Genomic DNA, 19,700 nt, shown 5'->3' with positions numbered 1-19,700 from the left:
CATAACACGATTATCATGAAAACAAGATTTACATTACTAACTTTTTTATTCACTTTCTTATTAGTAGGCGTAAGTGCCGTAAATGCGCAGTCGCAAGAAGAGGATATGGCTAAATTGTCTATCATGACAGAATACGCCAAGGCAAAAAATTACGAAGCAGCTTACAAACCTTTTAAGGAACTTTGGGCAAGTAACCCCAAATTTAACCGTGCTATTTATGTTTACGGTGAAAAAATATTAGATGATAAAATTGAAAACTCATCAGGTGAAGACAAAAAAGCGTTTATAAACGATTTAATTAAACTTTGGGAAGACAGAGCAACCCATTTTGCTTCTAAAACACCTAAAGGCGAATATGCTTCTAAAGCTTGCCAGTTAATGTTCGATAACAAATCGATTTTAGGAAAAAGTGATGAAGAGTTATACAATTGCTTTGATGCAGCCTACAATCTTGATAAGGAAACATTTAAAAACCCAAAAAGTTTATACACTTACTTTTACTTAATGGTAAAGCTGTATGATGCAGGTAAAAAACCAGCTAAAGATTTATTTAACAAATACGATGATGTAGTTGAAAAGATTGAAGACGAAATTCAATTTGCTTCTGAAAAGTTAAATAAATTGGCTGAAAAAGAAGAGGCAGGAACACCTTTAACTTCAAAAGATAAAAGATATCAAAAATATTATGGTCAGGTAATGACTGCTTACGACCAAATTTCTGGAAGTGTAGATTCGCAATTGGGTGATCGTGCAAATTGCGATAACTTAATACCACTATACAAGAAAGACTTCGATTCAAATGCAAACGATGCCGTATGGTTAAAACGTGCTGTAAGCCGTATGTACAGTAAGGAGTGTACCGAAGATCCATTATATGAGAAATTAGTAAAAGCTTATGATGCTACTGCGCCATCAGCTGACACCAAATATTTCGTAGCAACAATTTTACTTAAAAATGGAAAAACTTCTGAAGCAGAAAGTTACCTTAAGCAATCTTACGACCTAGAAACCGATACGTTTAAAAAAGCAAAATTAGCTAACAGAATTGGTTTGATATTAAAGAAAAAAGGACGTTACGGGCAAGCTAGAGGCTATTTTAGAGATGCCTTAAAGTTAAATCCGTCTAACGGTCGCCCACACTTGTCAATAGCTGCTATGTATGCTGCAAGTGCTAAAGATTGTGGCGATACTAATTTTAACAAAAGAGCTGTGTATTGGTATGCAGCCCAAGAGGCAAGAAAAGCGTCTCGTGTAGACCCTACTTTAACTAAAGCCGCTGCACAAAGTGCTGCTAATTACGAAGCTAAAGCACCACAAAAAGCAGAAATTTTCCAAGAAGGAAATGGCGGTACGGTAATTACTATTGGTTGTTGGATTGGAGGTTCTGTAACAGTGCCAAAAATTTAATGCAAAACAACATATTAAAATATAAAACAGTAAACATAGTCATAACGTTAGTTATGGCTATGTTTTTTTATATGGTAATTTTAATGTTCTTATAAATGGCTGTACATACTGCTTATAGACAAATATTAATGCTGGGTATGTTTTTTATCATACTTATTTCTTGTAAAGATAATTTTAAAGAGGTACAAAAAATAGGAATTTCTGAAAATGAGCCCATAGGTGTTGCCGAAAATATTAATTTAAAGTATACAGATTCTGGCAAAGTAAAGGCTATTTTAAAAAGCCCTAAAATGTTTGATTATAGCAATAGAAAATTTGCTTATAACGAATTTACCGATGGTGTTAACCTAGAGCTTTTTGAAGATGGTAAAAAAAGCGTGGTAGTATCAGACTATGCCATTATTTACAACAAAACTAATATTATAGATTTACAAGGCAATGTAAAAATTACCACCCATAGTAACGATACGCTTTTTGCAGAACAACTCTACTACGACCAAGAAAAAGAATGGCTGTTTACCAATAAACCAGTTACATTTAGAACTGGAAGCGATTTGATAAATGGCAATGGTTTCGACTCTAATTCTAAATTTACAAACGCCGAGGTTTTAGAAATTACAGGGCTAATTACTGTAAACGAGTAATATTTCATTTACCAACCACCTTAATAAAACTTCAGTTTTAAGTATCTTTGCCCAATAATTTTATTTTACTATGAGGTACGCTAAGTTTTTTCAATTTGTTTACTTAGTTTTTGGTGCATTGTTTATTTACGATGCCATTTCAAAATATACTACTAACGGCGAAATTGCTTACCCATCCATACTATTGGGTGTAGTGGCTATTTTTATGTTCTTTTTTAGGAGAAAGTTCATGAAAAAATTTGATAATAAAGACCAATAAATGACACTTTATGTTGTTATTATTGTAGTGTCTCTATTGCTTTCTGCTTTTTTTTCAGGAATGGAAATTGCATATGTATCGTCCAATAAGATTCATATAGAAATTGAGAAAAAGCAGGAAGGTATTCTCGCAACCGTACTAAGAAGGTTAACGGCAAAACCATCAAAATTTATTACCACAATGCTCATTGGCAATAATATTGCATTGGTAATTTATGGGTTTTTTATGGGAGATGTATTGGTAAAGTGGTTTCAATCGGTGTTGCCATCCAATTACGAGGCAATTAACTACTTTTTAACCGATTTAAGCTTATTATCACAAACCATAATTTCTACCTTCATCATTTTAATAACTGCAGAGTTTTTGCCTAAAGTGTTTTTTCAAATTTATGCCAATACACTTTTAAAGTTTTTAGCAGTTCCAGCCTATATTTTTTATGTGCTTTTTACTTGGATTTCAGATTTTGTAATCTGGATTTCAGATTTAGTACTAAAGTACGTTTTTAACACCGAAGGCGATAATATACAAATGGCATTTACTAAGGTGGAATTGGGTAATTATATTAGCGAACAAATGGAGTCTGTAGAAGCGCACGATGAGGTAGATTCAGAAATTCAAATCTTTCAAAATGCTTTAGAGTTTTCACAAGTAAAAGCACGCGAGGTTATGGTGCCCAGAACCGAAATTATTGCCGTAGATATTAACGATACGGTAAAGTCCTTAAATGGCTTGTTTACAGAAACAGGTTGTTCTAAAATATTGGTGTATAAAGATTCTATTGATGATATTTTAGGCTATGTACATTCTTTCGAACTGTTTAAAAAACCAAAAACCATAAAGTCTATTTTATTACCCGTAGAGTTTGTACCAGGAACAGTTTTAATTAGTGATGTACTAAATATTTTAATTAAAAAACGTAAAAGTATTGCTGTGGTTTTAGACGAATACGGCGGAACTTCTGGAATTATGACGGTTGAAGATATTGTAGAGGAATTGTTTGGTGAAATTGAGGACGAACACGATACAGTGGTGCTAAAAGAGCAACAAATTGATGAAGATACGTATCGTTTTTCTGCGAGAATGGAGGTAGATTATATAAACGAAACCTATAAAATTAATCTGCCAGAAGATGAAAACTACGAAACTCTGGGAGGTTTAATAGTAAACCATACCGAAGAAATTCCACAAAAGGATGAGGTAATTGTAATGGATACATTTCAATTTACAATTTTAGAAGTATCAAACACTAAAATAGATTTGGTAGAAGTAAAACGCATAGAGGAAGATTAAGAGTTTTGTAGTTCTATACTTTAAGTAATAATTAATGCCTATTTCTGCTTTTATTATTAAATAGAAAATGGTATTTTCGCGCACGCTATTTTTGTAAAATTATGATGTTAAGTGCTCTTGTAGTGCTTTGATACTCAAATTCTAGTCAAGAATAGAACAAACAATCAACTTAACGGCTTATAAATTTATAAATACACATGGCAGTTTTAAATAAAATTAGACAACGCTCATTATTTTTAATACTAATCATAGCATTAGCATTATTTTCTTTTGTACTAGCAGATTTATTTAGAAATAGCGACGCGCTTACAGCAAGATCGCAAAGTACAGTAGCAACAATAAACGGTAAGGATATAAACCGTGATGAGTTTTTGCAAAAAGTAGAAAATATGCAGCGCCAAATGGGACCAAATGCTACAAGCACACAGGTAATGAATCGTGTTTGGAACCTAGAGGTTAGAGAGGCGGTATTATCTACACAATATGAAAAATTAGGAATTTCTGTAGAGAAAGACCAAATGCGCGATTTGTTAAAGACAGCCTTGTCTGGAAGTCCAGAGTTTCTAAACGAAGCAGGATTGTTTGATGAAGGTAAACTTAACGAATACATAGCTAACCTAAAAAACACCTCGGAAGAACAATACCAAGGTTGGGTAAATTACGAGAAGAGTATTGCTGCAAATGCATTACAGCAAAATTACTTTAACCTGGTAAAAGCAGGTCTTGTTGGTACCTTATCTGAAGGTGAACTAGAGCACCAATTAGAAGGTAATAAAGTAGATATTAAGTTTGTACAAATACCTTATACTAAAATTGCAGATAGCACAATTTCAGTATCTAAATCAGATATTGCTGCTTACATCAAAGCACATAAAAATGAGTTTGAAGTTGAGGCTTCTAGAGATATAAAATATGTAGAGTTTAAAGACGCTGCAACGGTTGAAGACGAAAACGCTATAAAAGCTACATTAAAAGCATTTAAAAACGGTAGATCTGTAGATGATAGAGGAAGAAAAGATTCTATTGCTCCATTTTCAACTATAAAAGACCACGACGAATACATTAATTTAATTGCGGAGTCTGATTTAAAATTCGATGATCGCTTCGTATTTAAAAGTAGTTTGCCTGCTCAGGTTGCCGATAGCATTTATAATTTAAATGAAGGTCAAGTTTATGGCCCATATAGAGATGGGGATTTCTTTAAGTTAACCAAACTAATTGAAACAAAACAAATCCCAGATTCTGCTAAAGTAAGACACATATTAATTCCTTATATAGGCTCTCAAAGTTCTGGGGGCACTGCAACCCAAACAGAGGAAGAGGCCAAAGCTACAGCTGATAGCTTGTTGACTGTTTTAAAACGAAACAAATCTAAATTTCCAGAGTTTGTTAAAGAGTTTTCTTCAGATAGAGGAAGTATAGAAAACGAAGGACGTTACGATTGGCATCCTTACGGCACTATGGTTGAAGAGTTTAATGACTTTGAATTTAACGGTAAAGTAGGCGATATGGATATTGTAAAAACTATTTTTGGTTACCATATTGTAGAAATAGAAGGGTTAAAAGACAAAAAGAAAGCTGTTAAAGTTGGAACTATAGCAAGACGTATAGAACCATCTGAGGCTACCATAAACGAAGTGTTTAGAAAGGCATCTAATTTTGAAATTGAAGCTGGAAAAGGCGATTTTGAAGCTGTTGCAAAAGAAAACAACTATAACGTGCGTCCTGTTAATGGCATAAAGGCATTAGATGAAAACATACCAGGTATTGGCAACCAAAGACCAATAGTACGTTGGACATTTGAGGAAGAAACTGAGGTAGGTGATATAAAACGTTTTACTATTTCTGGCGGTTACGCTATTGCACAATTGGTAGCCAAACATGAGGAAGGCTTAATGGATGTAGAAGACGCTTCGGCAACCGTGTTACCAAAAATTAGAAAAGAGCGAAAAGCTGAACTAATTAAAGAACGTGTAACTGCATCTAATATAGACGACGTAGCTACTGCCGAAAATACATCGGTTAGAACTGCGTTAGCAGTAAATATGAAAAACCCAACCATTTCTGGAGCTGGTAGAGAACCATTAGTTGTAGGTGCTGCCTTTGCGTTAGAAGAAGGCGAAACATCAGAATTAATTGCTGGCGAAAGAGGTGTTTATATGGTTCAGGTAACTAAGAAAACGCCTGCTGTAGAATTAGAGAATTACCAATCTTTTGCAAATAGGGTAGAAACTCAAAAATCTAGCGTTGTAAATTCTAAACTTTACAATGCCTTAAAAGATGCAGCTGAGATTGAAGATAACAGAGCTAAACTCCAAATTCAATAAACTAAATAAAAACTAACTCAAAAAAAGCTTCAGTTTTACTGAGGCTTTTTTTTATTTCAAAATCATATCATTGTAAGCAATAACAGTGTTAAAGCCTTTGTTTTTAAAATAAAGGCTGGGGTTTGTTTTAGAAGCTGCCAAAATAAAATCACCACCCCAAGCACCTAAGCTTTTTATAGCGCCTTTAAAATCATTAAAATATAATGATTTAACAGTTGGCTGTTGTATAGCTTTAGAAATTAGTTGTTCGTGAGTTTCAATTAATGTTTCAAATGTATTAACATCACTACATACAAGCATTTGTTCTGTAATAGTGTTAATTTTAGAAATAATGGGTTTTAAGTCTTGTTCTAAAGCTTTGTAGTGCGCAATGCCATCACGACTGTTTTGCTTTTTGTTGAGATATACAAAATACAGATGTTTTTTAAATATTGGATTGAAAGCCACAGGATTGATACGTGGTTCCTTATTAAAAATTTGATAGGTTATTGCAGTGTTATGTTGTGCACATGCTATATCATATCCGCTACCTCCAAAGGTGAGTTCTAGTAATTTAAAAGCATTAACATTTGCCCATTTTGCCACATTATTAATTAAAGTTGAAGATGTGCCCAGTCCCCAATTTTTTGGAAAATCTAATTGTGTTTCAACCTCATATCCATTTGGTGTGTTTAAAAAATCGGGGTTTAGTATTCTGGCTGCTCTTAGTATGTCTTTTAGCCGTTGCGCGATACTCTCATTCTGATGTTGATTTATAATCTCAAAGTTCTTGAAACTAAATGCTCCCTCAAACCATAATGTTCCAGTATCGTCAAAGCTTTTCCAATACAAATGTTGCGCTTCAATAGGTTTTATAACAAGTGATTGTCCGTATTGGGTTGGTACGGCAAGCGATACAGCGCCATCAAGCACTACATATTCACCAGTTAATAATAATTTTCCGTTGCTTCTGTATGTTTCCAATTTAACGCCTTAATTTTTCTAAAGCCTCAACTACAGCACTATGTGTTACAGTTTCTGTTTTAAAGTGTTTTACTAGATTTTCTTTTTCTGAAGGGCTTGCTCCAAATTGGTTTAAAATATTCATTAAATGCATTTTCATGTGTCCTTGTTGAATACCAGTGGTGGTTAGCGAACGTAATGCCGCAAAATTTTGGGCTAAACCAGCAACCGCTACAATTTGCATTAATGCTTTGGCAGAAGGTTTACCTAACATTTCTAAAGCTAACTTTACTAATGGGTGCAAACCAGTTAAACCGCCAACCGTACCAAGTGCTAGAGGAATTTCTATCCAAAATGTAAAAATACCATCTTTAATTTCGGCATGAGATAAGCTGCTGTATTTTCCGTTACGAGCTGCATAAGCATGCACACCAGCTTCAATAGCCCTAAAATCGTTACCAGTTGCCAAAACAACGGCATCAATACCATTCATTATGCCTTTGTTGTGGGTAACGGCCCGGTAAGGTTCTACTTCTGCTATATTAACGGCTTGTATAAATTTTTGGGCAAAAGCCTCGCCAGAAACGTTGTTGTTTTCGGTTAAGTCTTTTACAGCGCAACTTACTTCGGCTCTAACCAAGCATTCTGGAACGTAATTAGATAGAATGCTCATTATAATTTCTATATGTTTTTCTTCAGTAGAAAAAGCTTCAAAATTCAAAGCTTCACTTTTAAAGGTTTTGGCAAATTGTTCTAAACAGGAATTAATAAAATTTGCACCCATAGCATCTAAAGTCTCAAAAGACACATGCAGTTGGTAATAGTTTTCAATATCTGTAGTTTTATCTCGTAGCTCAATATCTAAAATACCACCACCGCGCTTTTCCATATTTACGGTAATGGGTTGTGCATCTTTAATTAACTTTGGTTTTATGTAAGAGAAATATGTTTTTAAAAGTTCTGGATTTCCGTTGTATTTAAAGTGTACTTGTCCTATTTTTTTAGTAGAAATAACTTCGGCTTTAAAGCCACCGCGGTCTAGCCAAAATTTTGCAGCTTTACTTGCTGCGGCCACTACCGAGCTTTCTTCTATAGCCATTGGTATGGTGTAGGTTTTGCCATTAATTAAAAAATTGGGTGCAACTCCAAAAGGCAAATAATAGTTGGTAATGGTGTTTTCTATAAACTCGTCGTGGAGTTGTTGTAGTTGTTTATTGGAGTTCCAATACTGTTTTAAAATATCTTTTGCATTTTCGTTGTTGAAAATATAAGTGTTAACTATCCAATCAATTTTTTCGGATTTAGAAAGTTTAGAAAACCCAGAAATTGTTTTGCTCATAGTGGCATATTTTTTTAAAATGCAAAGATACTACTCTTGATACTAAAATTAGCTAACTTAATAAACGGCGTTATTTAACTGTTAATAATTTCGGTTAATTACATAATTTTTAGTAAACTTGAAAACGGTTTATAAATTAAATGTTTTTTCTGGCAAATCATATCAGATTTGCTATTTTATTGTATTGAAATAGATGGAATTGGAAGTTGAATGGTTGTAAGCAAAACAGACATACACCTAGTAAACGAATATTAGTAAATTTTAAATATTTCTTTGCAGAACAAGATACTTAAAAATTTATTTTGAGAACGTTGTGTTGTACACGTTCTCAATTTTATATGAATATAAAGTTGAATAATTACTAAAATTTAAATGTGTGAAATACTTAAAATTCTCCCTTTGTGTTTACCTATTCATTTCTATTTCTCTTTACGCGCAAACCAAAGCAATTACCTTAGAAGACATTTGGAGCGGTGCTTTTAGAACTGAAAGAATGGATGCCTTACATTCTATGAAAAATGGGCAACAATATTCGGTTTTAAATTTTGATAGGGCAACACGCTCAACAGCTATAGATATTTACGATTATAAAACCCAAAAAAAAGTAGAGACTTTAGTATCTGCTTCCAATATCCCAGAGCTAGATTACTTTACAGATTATACCTTTAGTAACGATGAGCAAAAAGTACTTTTAGCTACAGAAGAACAATCTATTTACAGGCGCTCCTCTTTGGCATATTATTATGTTTATAACATAAATACCAAAACCATAAATAGGGTTTTTGAAAATAAAATACAAGAACCAACATTTTCTCCCGATGGCTCAAAAATAGCTTTTGCTTTTCAGAATAATTTATATGTAAAAGATTTAGCATCTAGCACCATCAAGCAAATTACTTTTGATGGCGAAAAAAATAAAATTATAAATGGTATTGCCGATTGGGTTTACGAAGAGGAGTTTTCAATTGTACGCGCTTTCGATTGGAACAAAGCAAGCAACAAAATTGCATTTATAAGATTTGATGAAACTAATGTGCCTGAATTCTCTATGGATATTTACGGTAAAGCTCTATACCAAACACAACAAGTATTTAAATATCCTAAAGCAGGCGAAAATAACTCAGAGATATCATTACATATTTATGATTTAGATACAGATAAAATTGCTAATATAAATGTTGGAAAAACATATAAAGACTATTATATTCCAAGAATTAAGTGGACTAATAATGCCAATGTTTTAAGTGCACAGTATATGAACCGAAATCAAAACGAACTAGATTTATGGTTTATTAATGCTGAAGATAATACATCTAAATTGGTGCTAGCTGAAAAGGATAAAGCCTATATTGATGTTACCGATAACTTAACATTTTTAAAAGATAATAGTTTTATATGGACGAGCGAGAAGGATGGCTATAACCATATTTACCACTATTCAAAAAATGGAGATTTGAAAAACCAAGTAACAAAGGGTAATTGGGAAGTTACCAATTATTATGGTTATGATGATGAGCGCAATACCATTTTTTACCAATCTACCGAAAATGGCTCTATAAATCGAGATGTGTACAGCATAAAATTAAATGGTAGAAATAAGCAGCGTTTAACAGCAACTATAGGAACAAATAGTGCCGCTTTTAGCGCAGATTTTTCGTATTTTATTAATACCTTTTCTAGTGCTACAACGCCACCAAAATATACATTACATAGTACATCGTCTGGTAAGCTTATAACGTCTATAAAGGATAACGATAAATTAGCTCAAAAGCTTTCAAGTTTTAAAACATCAAAAAAGGAATTCAGTACCTTAAGTGTTAATGGTAACGATTTGAACATGTGGATGATAAAACCATCAAATTTTGATGCTACCAAACAATATCCACTTTTTATGGCGCAGTACTCTGGCCCGGGTTCGCAATCGGTTGCTAACAGTTGGCATAGCACCAACGATTACTGGTACCAAATGCTAGCGCAACAAGGCTACATTGTAGTTTGTGTTGATGGTAGGGGTACAGGATTTAAAGGAGCCGAGTTTAAGAAAATAACACAAAACGATTTAGGGAAATACGAAGTAGAAGACCAAATTGAGGCTGCAAAACAATTGGCCGAATTACCCTATATTGATGCAACCAGAATTGGCATTTGGGGATGGAGCTATGGTGGTTTTATGAGTAGCAATGCCCTGTTTAAAGGAAATGATGTATTTAAAATGGCCATTGCTGTAGCGCCTGTAACAAGCTGGCGTTTTTATGATACTATTTATACAGAGCGTTATTTGGGGACACCACAAAATAACCCCAGTGGTTATGATGAAAACTCCCCTATAAACCATGTAGATAAATTAAAAGGCGATTTTTTACTAATTCATGGTACCGCAGACGATAACGTTCATGTACAAAACTCAATGCGTTTGGTAGAAGCTTTGGTGCAAGCCAATAAACAATTTAAATGGGCAATGTACCCCGACAAAAATCATAGTATTTACGGCGGAAACACAAGGTTACATCTCTACAAAAAAATGACTAGCTTTATCAACGAAACATTAGGCGATAAAATTAAAGAACCTAAAGAAAAGCAAGAGGTTGAATCTCAATTAAAAGGATAAGTACTAACTAATCAAACATATTTATGGCAAATTCTAATACAATAAAACAAAAAGAATTATTTGGACATCCACTAGGCTTGTACGTTCTGTTTTTTACCGAGATGTGGGAACGCTTTTCATATTACGGTATGAGGGCAATTTTGGTATTATATCTTGTTCATGTTACTACTGGTGATAATCCAGGTTTAGGTTGGTCTAATGGTGATGCTTTAGCTCTTTATGGGTGGTATACAATGTTGGTTTACGTAGCTTCTATTCCTGGTGGTTGGATTGCAGATAAATTATTAGGCCAAAAAAAGTCTGTGCTATACGGAGGTATAATTTTAGTTGCAGGACATAGTATATTAGCCGTGGAGCAAATGTGGGCATTTTACACAGGTTTGGGCTTAATAATTGCTGGAGTTGGAATGTTGAAGCCGAATATATCTACTATGGTTGGTGGGTTGTACAAGCAAGGTGACATTAGAAGGGATAAGGGTTTCACTATATTTTATATAGGAATAAACATAGGTGCTTTTTTGTCAAGTTTAATAGTTGGTTATGTTGGAGAGGTACATGGTTGGCATTACGGATTTGGGCTTGCAGGAATTGGTATGACTTTAGGTTTAATTCAATATGTTCTTGGTCAAAAATATTTAAAACATGTTGGGAATTTTTTAGGTAAATCTGAGAATAAAGAAGAGAAAGAAGCCATGAATAGGCCTTTAACTAAAGTTGAAAAGGACAGGGTAATTGTATTGTTTATTTCGTTCTTACTAGTAATAGTGTTTTGGGGAGCTTTTGAGCAAGCAGGTGGGCTCATGAATATTTATGCAATGGAAAATACCAATAGAATGTTGTTTGGTTGGGAAGTTCCTGCGTCTTGGTTTCAATCGCTTAATGCTATGTTCATAATATTTCTGGGAACTTCAGTTGCATTATATTGGGCTAAAAGAAAACTAAAAGGTAAGGTAGCAACGTCACTCTTTAAAATGATAATTGGATTGATAATAATGGGCACTGGATTCTTTTTTATGTCTGCTGCATCAGCTCAATTTGAGAGCACAGGAGCGTCAGCTATGTATTGGTTGGTTTTGGCGTACTTATTTCATACGGTTGGGGAATTATGCATTTCACCCGTGGCATTGTCATACATAACTAAATTGGCGCCTGTGAAGTATGCGTCAATTATGATGGGTGTATATTTTGCAATGACAGGATTTGGCAATAAACTTGCAGGATTATTAGGAGAATCTGCTGAAGGCTTAGGTGAATTTACTGTCTTTACTGGTATCGCCGTTTTTTGTGTGATTTTTGGAATTCTAGTTCTGCTCTTTAGAAAAAAACTAGAAAGTTTAACTCACGGTGCAGAAGATAACGAAAGGGAAATGTTGGAACAGGAAGCATATGAACTTGCTGATCCAGCAATAAACAACTAGCCTTTAAATTTAAAGTTTTTTAATTAATATAGCTATGGCACAAAACTCAACCGATCATTTTTTTGAAGATAAAGTATTAGGGCATCCGTCAGGATTGTTTGTTCTGTTTTTTACCGAGATGTGGGAGCGCTTTTCCTATTATGGAATGCGCGCTATTTTAGTAATATTTTTAACCGGGGCACTTATTGGTGATAATCCTGGTTGGGCTTGGACATCTGAAGCGGCATTATCACTTTTAGGTACTTACGCAATGTTGGTGTACTTAACACCTCTAGTTGGAGGTTGGTTAGCCGATAATAAAATAGGATACAGAATGGCTGTGGTAATTGGGGCTTTGTTAATGACCTTAGGGCACGCCTCCATGGCTATAGAAACACCTACATTTTTATACATAGGGATTGCATTCTTAATTGTAGGTAATGGCTTTTTTAAACCTAACATGACCTCTATAATCTCTAAAATGTACGAAGGGCATGATGAAAAAAAAGATGGAGCTTACAATATTTTTTACATGGGTGTTAATGCCGGAGCATTTATTGGTATTATGCTTTGTGGATGGGTAGGTGAAAAAATTGGTTGGAGTTATGGTTTTGGGCTTGCTGGAATTTTTATGTTATTGGGAATGTTACAATTTCAATATGCTCAATCACTTTTTGGAGATATTGGAGCCAAACCAAAAAATGAAAAAGTTGATTTAATAGATGGTTTAGTAAACGATTCCGATGTGGTTTCAAGTAAAGGTGTTAAGCTTAATAAATTTTTAGTAGTTGATTATATTCTTATACTGGTTTTTGTTGTATCAGCACTCATATTTATTATCAATGATCCATTAAGTAAAATAGGCAACATATATACCTTTAGTTTTACTGTTGCTGGAATGCCAAATTCTTTATTTTTTGCTTTGCTAGCTGCAATAACATTTATTGTACTTTTAATAGTTAGAATACCTAGATATGTTAAAATTGAAAGGGATAGAATGATAGCTTTTTCTATTTTTTGTTTGTTTACCATCTTTTTCTGGGCAGCTTTCGAGCAGGCGGCTGGTTCTTTGCCAATTTACACAAGAGATTATACTAATAGAATTTTAGAAGGTGGAGCTGCAACAACGTTTAAAATTATCGATTTAATTGTAACAGTAGTACCTCTCTGCGTTATTACTTATGTGCTTATAAGCTTATTTAGAAAAACTTTTAAAAGAATAGGATTATCTAATGTTATACTTGGTATTAGTTTTGTTATCGTTTGGGCAATAGTATTATATAAATTATTTATAGAATTTCAATCTACTGAGACTGAAGTTCCAATTACTTGGTTTGCAATATTAAATTCACTTTTTATCATAATATTTGCTCCCTTGTTCACTAAGTGGTGGGATAGTAAATATAATCCACCTGCATCAGTAAAGTATTTTTTAGGACTAGCTCTTTTAGGTGTGGGTTTTGGTTTTTTAGCATTTGGTGCCAAAGACGTACCTCTAGGGGCTAAAACTGCTAGCTTAAGTATGGCTTGGTTAGTGTTTGCTTATTTGTTTCACACTTTAGGCGAAATGTGTTTAAGCCCAATGGGATTATCTTATTTAAGCAAACTAGTTCCTGGGCGTATGGTAGCTTTTATGTTTGGTGTTTATTATTTGGCAATTGCAATTGGTAACAAGTTAGCACATTATGTAGGAGGCGATATTGAAAAAATTACCAGCGAGCATGGTCTTTCGTTTTTCTTTTTAATATTCACATTTATACCAATAGGGTTAGGGCTTGTTTCTTTATTGCTTCATCCTTTATTAAAAAAACTAATGCACGGGGTGCGTTAATCGAAAAAAGCGTTAAAAATTATTCAAAAAGCACCTCTTTATGCCCTTTTTTTGTAAGTTCGGCATATCATTTGCAACAAACTAAACATGAAAAAAACAGTAATTATAGTAATGCTAGCCTTGGTAACCTCGGTTTCTGGGATAGCTCAGGAGATAAATTGGGTGTCTTTAGAAGAGGCTATTGCCCTTCAAAAACAAACACCAAAAAAAATTATGATGGATGTTTATACCGTGTGGTGTGGCCCTTGTAAAATGTTAGATAAAAATACATTTAGCAACCCAGATGTTATAGACTATGTGAACAAAAATTATTATGCCGTTAAGTTTAATGGTGAAGGTAACGATGTGGTTTCGTATAAGGACAATTCGTATGCTAATCCTGGTTACAATGAAGCAAGAGCCAAAACCCGAAATAGTGCGCACGAACTCGCAAGGTATTTACAAATAAGCGCATACCCAACAATTGTGTTTTTTGATGAAAATGCTGATGTTATTGCGCCTATAAGGGGTTATCAAAAACCAACTCAGTTAGAACTGTACTTAAAGTTGTTTAAAAACGATGATCATAAGGACATTAAAACCCAAGAGGATTTTAATGAATATTATAAAACATTCAAATCTGAATTTAAAGAGTAAGATTTAATAATTTAAAACAAAAGCTCCTTTTTTGCTGGTTTGGTGAAAAGGGAGTTTTCTTTTTTTACAAATTACCTCCCAATGCTCTATGTAAGATTTATAATTGCTACCATCTGCAATTATCTGTTTAGGTTTTAGGGAATCTATAAGTCGGTTTAGGTTTATTTTTGGCGACTGTCTTAATAGCACATAATCGGGTTTAAAACGGGTAACATTGTATACGCCCAAACTATCAACAACTAAAAGTATTTTGTTATTCAAATTATAAATAGGAGCTATGTTTTGTTGTTCTTCAGTTTTTAAATGATGTTTAACGGCGTAATCTCTAATTACATTAGTATTTAATGTAATAATACTGTCAAAATCATGTGCAAAAGTAATTTTGTTGTTATGTGTGTCTCCAATTAATGAATATCTACTTTTATGAAACACTATAAATTGTTTTTCGGGTTTAGAATATTCAGTATAAATAAAAATACACTGTAATAGAATAATTGCAATTAACAATAATTTTAAGTTGGTATAATTCTTTTTGAAGAACCATTTAAAAAAAGCAATGGTAAGCCCATAGAAACCTAATACATATAAAATATTGAAAGGAATATCTTGAAACAAAAATCCCTCTTGGTGGGCAACCCAACCTATAAAATTATTCATCCAACTTATTACCGAACCAAACAGAGACGCTATTATTTTTGGCAGTACATTAAGTACCGCTAACAGCATTATTAGAACACCAAAAGCAAGAACAACTCCTAAAAATGGAATAATTACTAAATTTGAAATAAAGAAAAGCCCTGGAAACTGATGGAAATAATAAAGGCTAATAGGAATAATTCCAAACTGAGCCGCAATAGTTATGGTAAAGGTATGCCAATATTTATCTAGTAACCAGTTTTTGGGTTGCCAAAGCTTGTACAAAACAGGGTCTATAGTTACAATAGCTAAAACCGCCAGATAACTTAGCTGAAAACCCACATCAAACAAAAAAAGCGGTTTAATTAAAAGAATAACTAATATAGAAATGGCCAACGTGTTGTAAATATTAGTTGGCCGGTTTAAGTTCATGCCAATAGCTACAATACTAAACATGGTTACGGCTCTTGTAACCGAAGCCGATAAGCCTGCAATAATAGCAAAACTCCAAAGCATTAAAACTAATAGTATGGTTTTAATAAGTTTACCATGTTTTAAACGCTCTAAAGCTTTTAAAGCTATACTTAAAATAAGTAGAATAATACCAACGTGTAATCCAGAAACCGCCAATATATGTATAGCACCAGCGTTTGTGTAAGAGGTGTAAACTTCTTCGCTAATGTCTTGTCGTTGTCCTAACAGAAGCGCATTGATAATAGCTAATTCGTCAGGTTTAAAATTATAGGGTTTAAGTTTTGCGTTAACGTGCGCCCTAATATTATTTGCTAGTCCAAAAATGGTTGTATGTTTTGTGCTTAGCTGCAATAGAGCGGTGTTTTCTACAAATAATTGGTGGTAGATGTACTTCTTTTTTAAGTAATTCTTATAATTAAATTGTCCGGGGTTTAAAGGGTCTATTAAGTTTTTAAAATTGGTTCGTGCAACGAAAATATTATCAACCTTTAAATTGTTTGAAATGCTATCCTTTTTAATATTTAAGAGCGATTTACCAATAGCTTTGTTGCCATTTATTTCCAATATATCTATTACATATTTATCGTAATAATTTCCAGGTTTTAAAACCTCCCGAATTCTAAAAGTTACCGTATGTAACTCATCTAAACTTTTAGAGATAGAATTTGAATAGTGATTCGTAAAGTTTTTTTGGTTATGAAGATTTACAGTAAGAATGCCAACCAGCACCATTGCTAAAAATGCTACACAACCAAACCAAATATTCTGAGAAAAGCGCTTTTTGCTTCTTGTTAGTAAGATAAAAAGTAATACCAAGATTGTTAAAGTGCCTATTGCAGAAATATGTACAGGGATATTTAGGAAATACCCTAAAACTATGCCTAAAATAAGACAAAACGTAAGTTTAATTATAGTGAAATTAAGCAGTTTCATTCCTGCCCAATTTAGTAAAATAATCCCATTTTATGTCACAGAATATAATGGGCTACAATACTCTGCGCACTTCAGCGAAAGCAGATTTCCAATAGTCTTCATTTAAAGATGAAATTATAACACCTTTTGATGTAGTGGCATGAATAAAATAAATGGCATTATTTTTTATTTCAACTACCAGCCCTACGTGGTTTATGGCATTTCTTCTATTTTTTCCTGTTTTAAAAAAAAGCAAATCGCCTTTTAAAGTTTCTTTAAGCTTAATTTTTTTCCCTTTTTTAGCAATATCTCTAGAAATTCTAGGTAAATAAATTTGGTGTGCACTAAAAGATTGATGAATTAAGCCAGAGCAATCCATACCTTTTTTAGTAGTGCCGCCCCATTTGTAGCGTACACCTAAAAACTGTTTAGAATAATCTATAATTTGTGCGGATTTAGTAATTGGAATATTTGCAACTTTAGGTTTTGTTATTTCTCGCTGCTCAACCTTTGTTTTTTTTGTAACAACTTTAGCGCGTTTAGAAGATTTACAATTGCTTAAAGCTATAGCTAAAAAAACTAGCAAAAGGTATCTTTTCATAACGTATTACGATTTTAGAGCTTTGTAGATAAGTTGTGCAGTTTTCTCGCTGGCACCTTTGCCACCAAGTTTTTTCTCAAGTTCGTAATAGTTGCTAAACATCGTTTCACGTTCATGTTTGTCAAGAATGCGTTGTAATTCAGTCTTTAGTCGTTTTTTGTTAAAATCGTTCTGTATCAATTCGGTCACTACTTCTTTATCCATAACTAAATTTACAAGAGAAATAAATTTTAAGGTAATAATGCGTTTAGCAATGTGGTAAGAAATGGCGCTTCCTTTGTAACAAACTACTTGGGGTACTTTAAATAAAGCGGTTTCTAGGGTTGCGGTTCCAGAAGTAACTAAAGCGGCATAAGACACACTTAGTAAATCGTAGGTTTTATTTGAAATAAATTTAACGTCGCTACCTTTTATAAAGGATTGATAAAATTGAAAATCCTGACTTGGGGCACCGGCAATTACAAATTGATATTCTGAAAAATCGTTGATTACACTTAGCATTACCGAAAGCATTTTGGTTATTTCCTGTTTCCTGCTACCTGGGAGCAATGCAATTATGGGCTTTTGGCTTAAATGGTTTGCTTCCCTAAATTTTTTAGGGTTTACTTGAGTTCTATTGGCTATAGCGTCTATTAATGGATGCCCAACAAAGGTAACATCATAATCATATTTTTTATAAAAGGCTTTTACAAAAGGTAGAATAACAAACATATTGTCTATATCGCGCTTTATAGCTTTTACTCTACTGGCTCTAGATGCCCAAACTTGTGGCGAAATATAGTAATTGGTTCTGTAACCTTGCGCTTTTGCCCATTTTGCAATACGCAAATTAAATCCAGAATTGTCGATAAAAACAATAACGTCGGGTTTAAAATCAGCAATATCTTTTTTGCAAAACGAAATGAGTTTAAAAATTTTTCTAATATTCATTAAAACTTCGGTAAACCCCATAAAAGCACGTTCTTTATAGTGTTTTACCAAGTGTGCGCCAGCATCTTGCATTAAATCGCCACCCCAACATTTAATGTTTGCATTGGTATCAACTTTTTGTAGCGCCTTAATTAAGTTTGCGCCATGTAAGTCTCCCGATGCTTCCCCAGCAAGAATATAATACCTCATTTACTAGCTAAAATAATTTAATTACAAAGGTAAATACAGCGATAAATACAGTAATTAATAAAACGCCCCTAGCACGATAATCTTGTTTTTTCTTTATAAAAATAAAGAAGGCAATAAGGTTTAAAATTGCGCCTAAACTAATAAGTTTTCCTAAAAAACCTTCGTGGTAAGCAGCTCTAACAACAGATGTAAAATCGTCGCCTCTGCCTAAAATTTGTGCAGTTATAAACAATCCAATAGCGTTGGCAATAAGCCCAACTAAAATTCCTATTCCAAGTTCTTTTTTCAAAAGTCTAAATCTAAATGTTATTAATTATTTTAATGTTTTTATTATGAACTATACAAGTGATGCGTATTGCTTTATAGCGTTTAGTTGTCTTCGGCATCATTAAAATTCCAACCATTCAAGTCTTGTATAAAATGATGTGCAGTGAGATCAAACTGAACTGGAACTACAGAAACATAATTGTTTTCAAGAGCCCACTCATCGGTATCTTCACCCCCATCTAAGTTTACAAATTTACCTGTTAACCAGTAGTAATCTCTACCTTGTGGGTTTTTACGTTTATCAAACTTTTCAACCCAATTGGCACGTGCTTGCCTGCATACTTTAATACCTTTAAATTCAGCTTCAGGAATGTCAGGAATATTTACGTTTAATACAACTCCTGGTTGTAAACCATGTTGTATCACATTTTTTGTAATGGTTTTTACTACGGTTTTGCAGGCATTAAATTTAGCACTCCATTTATAGTTTAGAAGTGAAAATCCAACGGCGGGAATGCCCTCAATACCAGCTTCAATGGCGGCACTCATGGTGCCAGAGTAAATTACATTTATTGATGAATTAGAGCCATGGTTAATTCCAGAGACACAAATATCGGGGTGTCTGTCTAGTATTTCACGAACTGCCAATTTTACACAATCGGCTGGTGTGCCAGAGCAAGTGTATTCTAAATGTGTTCCAGAGGGGACTTCTATTTGTTCTACGTACAGTGTTGAATCTACCGTTATGGCATGTCCTTTGGCACTTTGTGGACTATCAGGAGCAACTACAACTACATCGCCAATGGTAAGCATCACTTCAACTAAAGTTCGTATGCCCGGGGCCGTTATACCGTCGTCATTCGTTACTAAAATCAAAGGTTTTTTCGGCATAAATTAATTTTATTTTAAGTATTGCTAAAATACATAATTTCTAATGTAAAGCCTTATTTTGTTAGGTTTATACCACTGGCATATTAAATTTACAAAAAGGTATTAACAAAAAATTAGCGA

At 33.6% G+C, this 19,700-nt stretch carries 16 protein-coding genes; 9 read left to right on the top strand and 7 right to left on the bottom strand.

The features are described from left to right. Positions 1 to 15: 15 nt before the first annotated feature. The 5 genes from CLV33_RS00650 (at position 16) to CLV33_RS00630 (ending at position 5,927) form a co-directional block, all read left to right on the top strand. Complete coding sequence (locus CLV33_RS00650) at positions 16 to 1,407, top strand: tetratricopeptide repeat protein (protein ID WP_042246183.1); 1,392 nt, start codon at positions 16 to 18, stop codon at positions 1,405 to 1,407. 95 nt (positions 1,408 to 1,502) lie between these two features. Continuing rightward, the gene (lptC, locus tag CLV33_RS00645; RefSeq protein WP_244906360.1) at positions 1,503 to 2,051 is read left to right on the top strand and encodes an LPS export ABC transporter periplasmic protein LptC; all 549 of its coding nucleotides are present in this window, start codon (positions 1,503 to 1,505) and stop codon (positions 2,049 to 2,051) included. A gap of 70 nt (positions 2,052 to 2,121) precedes the next feature. Next, entirely contained in the window at positions 2,122 to 2,310 is a 189-nt protein-coding gene (locus CLV33_RS00640) for a hypothetical protein (RefSeq protein ID WP_042246175.1), read from the top strand. Beyond that, on the top strand, positions 2,311 to 3,600 hold the full coding sequence (locus CLV33_RS00635) for a hemolysin family protein (protein ID WP_042246172.1): 1,290 nt from the start codon (positions 2,311 to 2,313) through the stop codon (positions 3,598 to 3,600). Positions 3,601 to 3,797: 197 nt separating this feature from the next. After that, entirely contained in the window at positions 3,798 to 5,927 is a 2,130-nt protein-coding gene (locus tag CLV33_RS00630; protein ID WP_105472275.1) for a peptidylprolyl isomerase, read from the top strand. A 51-nt stretch (positions 5,928 to 5,978) separates the two neighbouring features. Here CLV33_RS00630 and CLV33_RS00625 read toward each other — a convergent pair whose 3' ends face one another. After that, a complete protein-coding gene (locus CLV33_RS00625; RefSeq protein WP_105472274.1) occupies positions 5,979 to 6,890 on the bottom strand; it encodes a GYDIA family GHMP kinase in 912 nt (303 codons plus the stop codon). Position 6,891: 1 nt separating this feature from the next. Beyond that, positions 6,892 to 8,208 (bottom strand): hydroxymethylglutaryl-CoA reductase, degradative, encoded by a 1,317-nt coding sequence (locus tag CLV33_RS00620; protein ID WP_105472273.1) that lies wholly within the window; start codon positions 8,206 to 8,208, stop codon positions 6,892 to 6,894. 376 nt (positions 8,209 to 8,584) lie between these two features. On the opposite strand from CLV33_RS00620, the gene CLV33_RS00615 reads away from it, so the two are divergent. The 4 genes from CLV33_RS00615 (at position 8,585) to CLV33_RS00600 (ending at position 14,680) form a co-directional block, all read left to right on the top strand. After that, positions 8,585 to 10,816, top strand: a complete 2,232-nt coding sequence (locus CLV33_RS00615; protein WP_244906359.1) for a S9 family peptidase — start codon at positions 8,585 to 8,587, stop codon at positions 10,814 to 10,816. Between the two features lie 23 nt (positions 10,817 to 10,839). Beyond that, a complete protein-coding gene (locus CLV33_RS00610; RefSeq protein WP_105472272.1) occupies positions 10,840 to 12,234 on the top strand; it encodes a peptide MFS transporter in 1,395 nt (464 codons plus the stop codon). Between the two features lie 34 nt (positions 12,235 to 12,268). Further along, complete coding sequence (locus CLV33_RS00605) at positions 12,269 to 14,044, top strand: peptide MFS transporter (protein WP_105472271.1); 1,776 nt, start codon at positions 12,269 to 12,271, stop codon at positions 14,042 to 14,044. An 87-nt stretch (positions 14,045 to 14,131) separates the two neighbouring features. After that, on the top strand, positions 14,132 to 14,680 hold the full coding sequence (locus CLV33_RS00600) for a thioredoxin family protein (RefSeq protein ID WP_105472270.1): 549 nt from the start codon (positions 14,132 to 14,134) through the stop codon (positions 14,678 to 14,680). Between the two features lie 3 nt (positions 14,681 to 14,683). Here CLV33_RS00600 and CLV33_RS00595 read toward each other — a convergent pair whose 3' ends face one another. From CLV33_RS00595 to surE, 5 genes are all read right to left on the bottom strand, one after another. Next, positions 14,684 to 16,723, bottom strand: coding sequence for a ComEC/Rec2 family competence protein (locus CLV33_RS00595; RefSeq protein ID WP_105472269.1), 2,040 nt, complete (start codon positions 16,721 to 16,723; stop codon positions 14,684 to 14,686). A 52-nt stretch (positions 16,724 to 16,775) separates the two neighbouring features. After that, a complete protein-coding gene (locus tag CLV33_RS00590) occupies positions 16,776 to 17,303 on the bottom strand; it encodes a C40 family peptidase (RefSeq protein WP_105472268.1) in 528 nt (175 codons plus the stop codon). A gap of 6 nt (positions 17,304 to 17,309) precedes the next feature. Further along, complete coding sequence (gene lpxB / locus CLV33_RS00585) at positions 17,310 to 18,422, bottom strand: lipid-A-disaccharide synthase (RefSeq protein ID WP_105472267.1); 1,113 nt, start codon at positions 18,420 to 18,422, stop codon at positions 17,310 to 17,312. 7 nt (positions 18,423 to 18,429) lie between these two features. Next, entirely contained in the window at positions 18,430 to 18,711 is a 282-nt protein-coding gene (locus tag CLV33_RS00580; RefSeq protein WP_081956314.1) for a hypothetical protein, read from the bottom strand. Positions 18,712 to 18,791: 80 nt separating this feature from the next. Beyond that, a complete protein-coding gene (surE, locus tag CLV33_RS00575) occupies positions 18,792 to 19,580 on the bottom strand; it encodes a 5'/3'-nucleotidase SurE (RefSeq protein ID WP_042246827.1) in 789 nt (262 codons plus the stop codon). Positions 19,581 to 19,700: the final 120 nt, after the last annotated feature.

The sequence above is a fragment of the Jejuia pallidilutea genome (genome assembly GCF_002973595.1).
Taxonomy (GTDB): domain Bacteria; phylum Bacteroidota; class Bacteroidia; order Flavobacteriales; family Flavobacteriaceae; genus Jejuia; species Jejuia pallidilutea.
Note: the sequence above shows the minus strand (reverse complement) of the source record. Positions and strands in the feature narration are given on the sequence as shown.

Excerpts from the sequence above, each read along its gene's own strand:
- CLV33_RS00610 (WP_105472272.1), top strand. The coding sequence starts at position 10,840 with ATGGCAAATTCTAATACAATAAAACAAAAAGAATTATTTGGACATCCA.
- CLV33_RS00635 (WP_042246172.1), top strand. The coding sequence starts at position 2,311 with ATGACACTTTATGTTGTTATTATTGTAGTGTCTCTATTGCTTTCTGCT.
- CLV33_RS00630 (WP_105472275.1), top strand. The coding sequence starts at position 3,798 with ATGGCAGTTTTAAATAAAATTAGACAACGCTCATTATTTTTAATACTA.
- lptC (WP_244906360.1), top strand. The coding sequence starts at position 1,503 with ATGGCTGTACATACTGCTTATAGACAAATATTAATGCTGGGTATGTTT.
- CLV33_RS00600 (WP_105472270.1), top strand. The coding sequence starts at position 14,132 with ATGAAAAAAACAGTAATTATAGTAATGCTAGCCTTGGTAACCTCGGTT.
- CLV33_RS00650 (WP_042246183.1), top strand. The coding sequence starts at position 16 with ATGAAAACAAGATTTACATTACTAACTTTTTTATTCACTTTCTTATTA.
- surE (WP_042246827.1), bottom strand. The coding sequence starts at position 19,580 with ATGCCGAAAAAACCTTTGATTTTAGTAACGAATGACGACGGTATAACG.
- CLV33_RS00605 (WP_105472271.1), top strand. The coding sequence starts at position 12,269 with ATGGCACAAAACTCAACCGATCATTTTTTTGAAGATAAAGTATTAGGG.
- lpxB (WP_105472267.1), bottom strand. The coding sequence starts at position 18,422 with ATGAGGTATTATATTCTTGCTGGGGAAGCATCGGGAGACTTACATGGC.
- CLV33_RS00590 (WP_105472268.1), bottom strand. The coding sequence starts at position 17,303 with ATGAAAAGATACCTTTTGCTAGTTTTTTTAGCTATAGCTTTAAGCAAT.
- CLV33_RS00620 (WP_105472273.1), bottom strand. The coding sequence starts at position 8,208 with ATGAGCAAAACAATTTCTGGGTTTTCTAAACTTTCTAAATCCGAAAAA.
- CLV33_RS00595 (WP_105472269.1), bottom strand. The coding sequence starts at position 16,723 with ATGAAACTGCTTAATTTCACTATAATTAAACTTACGTTTTGTCTTATT.
- CLV33_RS00640 (WP_042246175.1), top strand. The coding sequence starts at position 2,122 with ATGAGGTACGCTAAGTTTTTTCAATTTGTTTACTTAGTTTTTGGTGCA.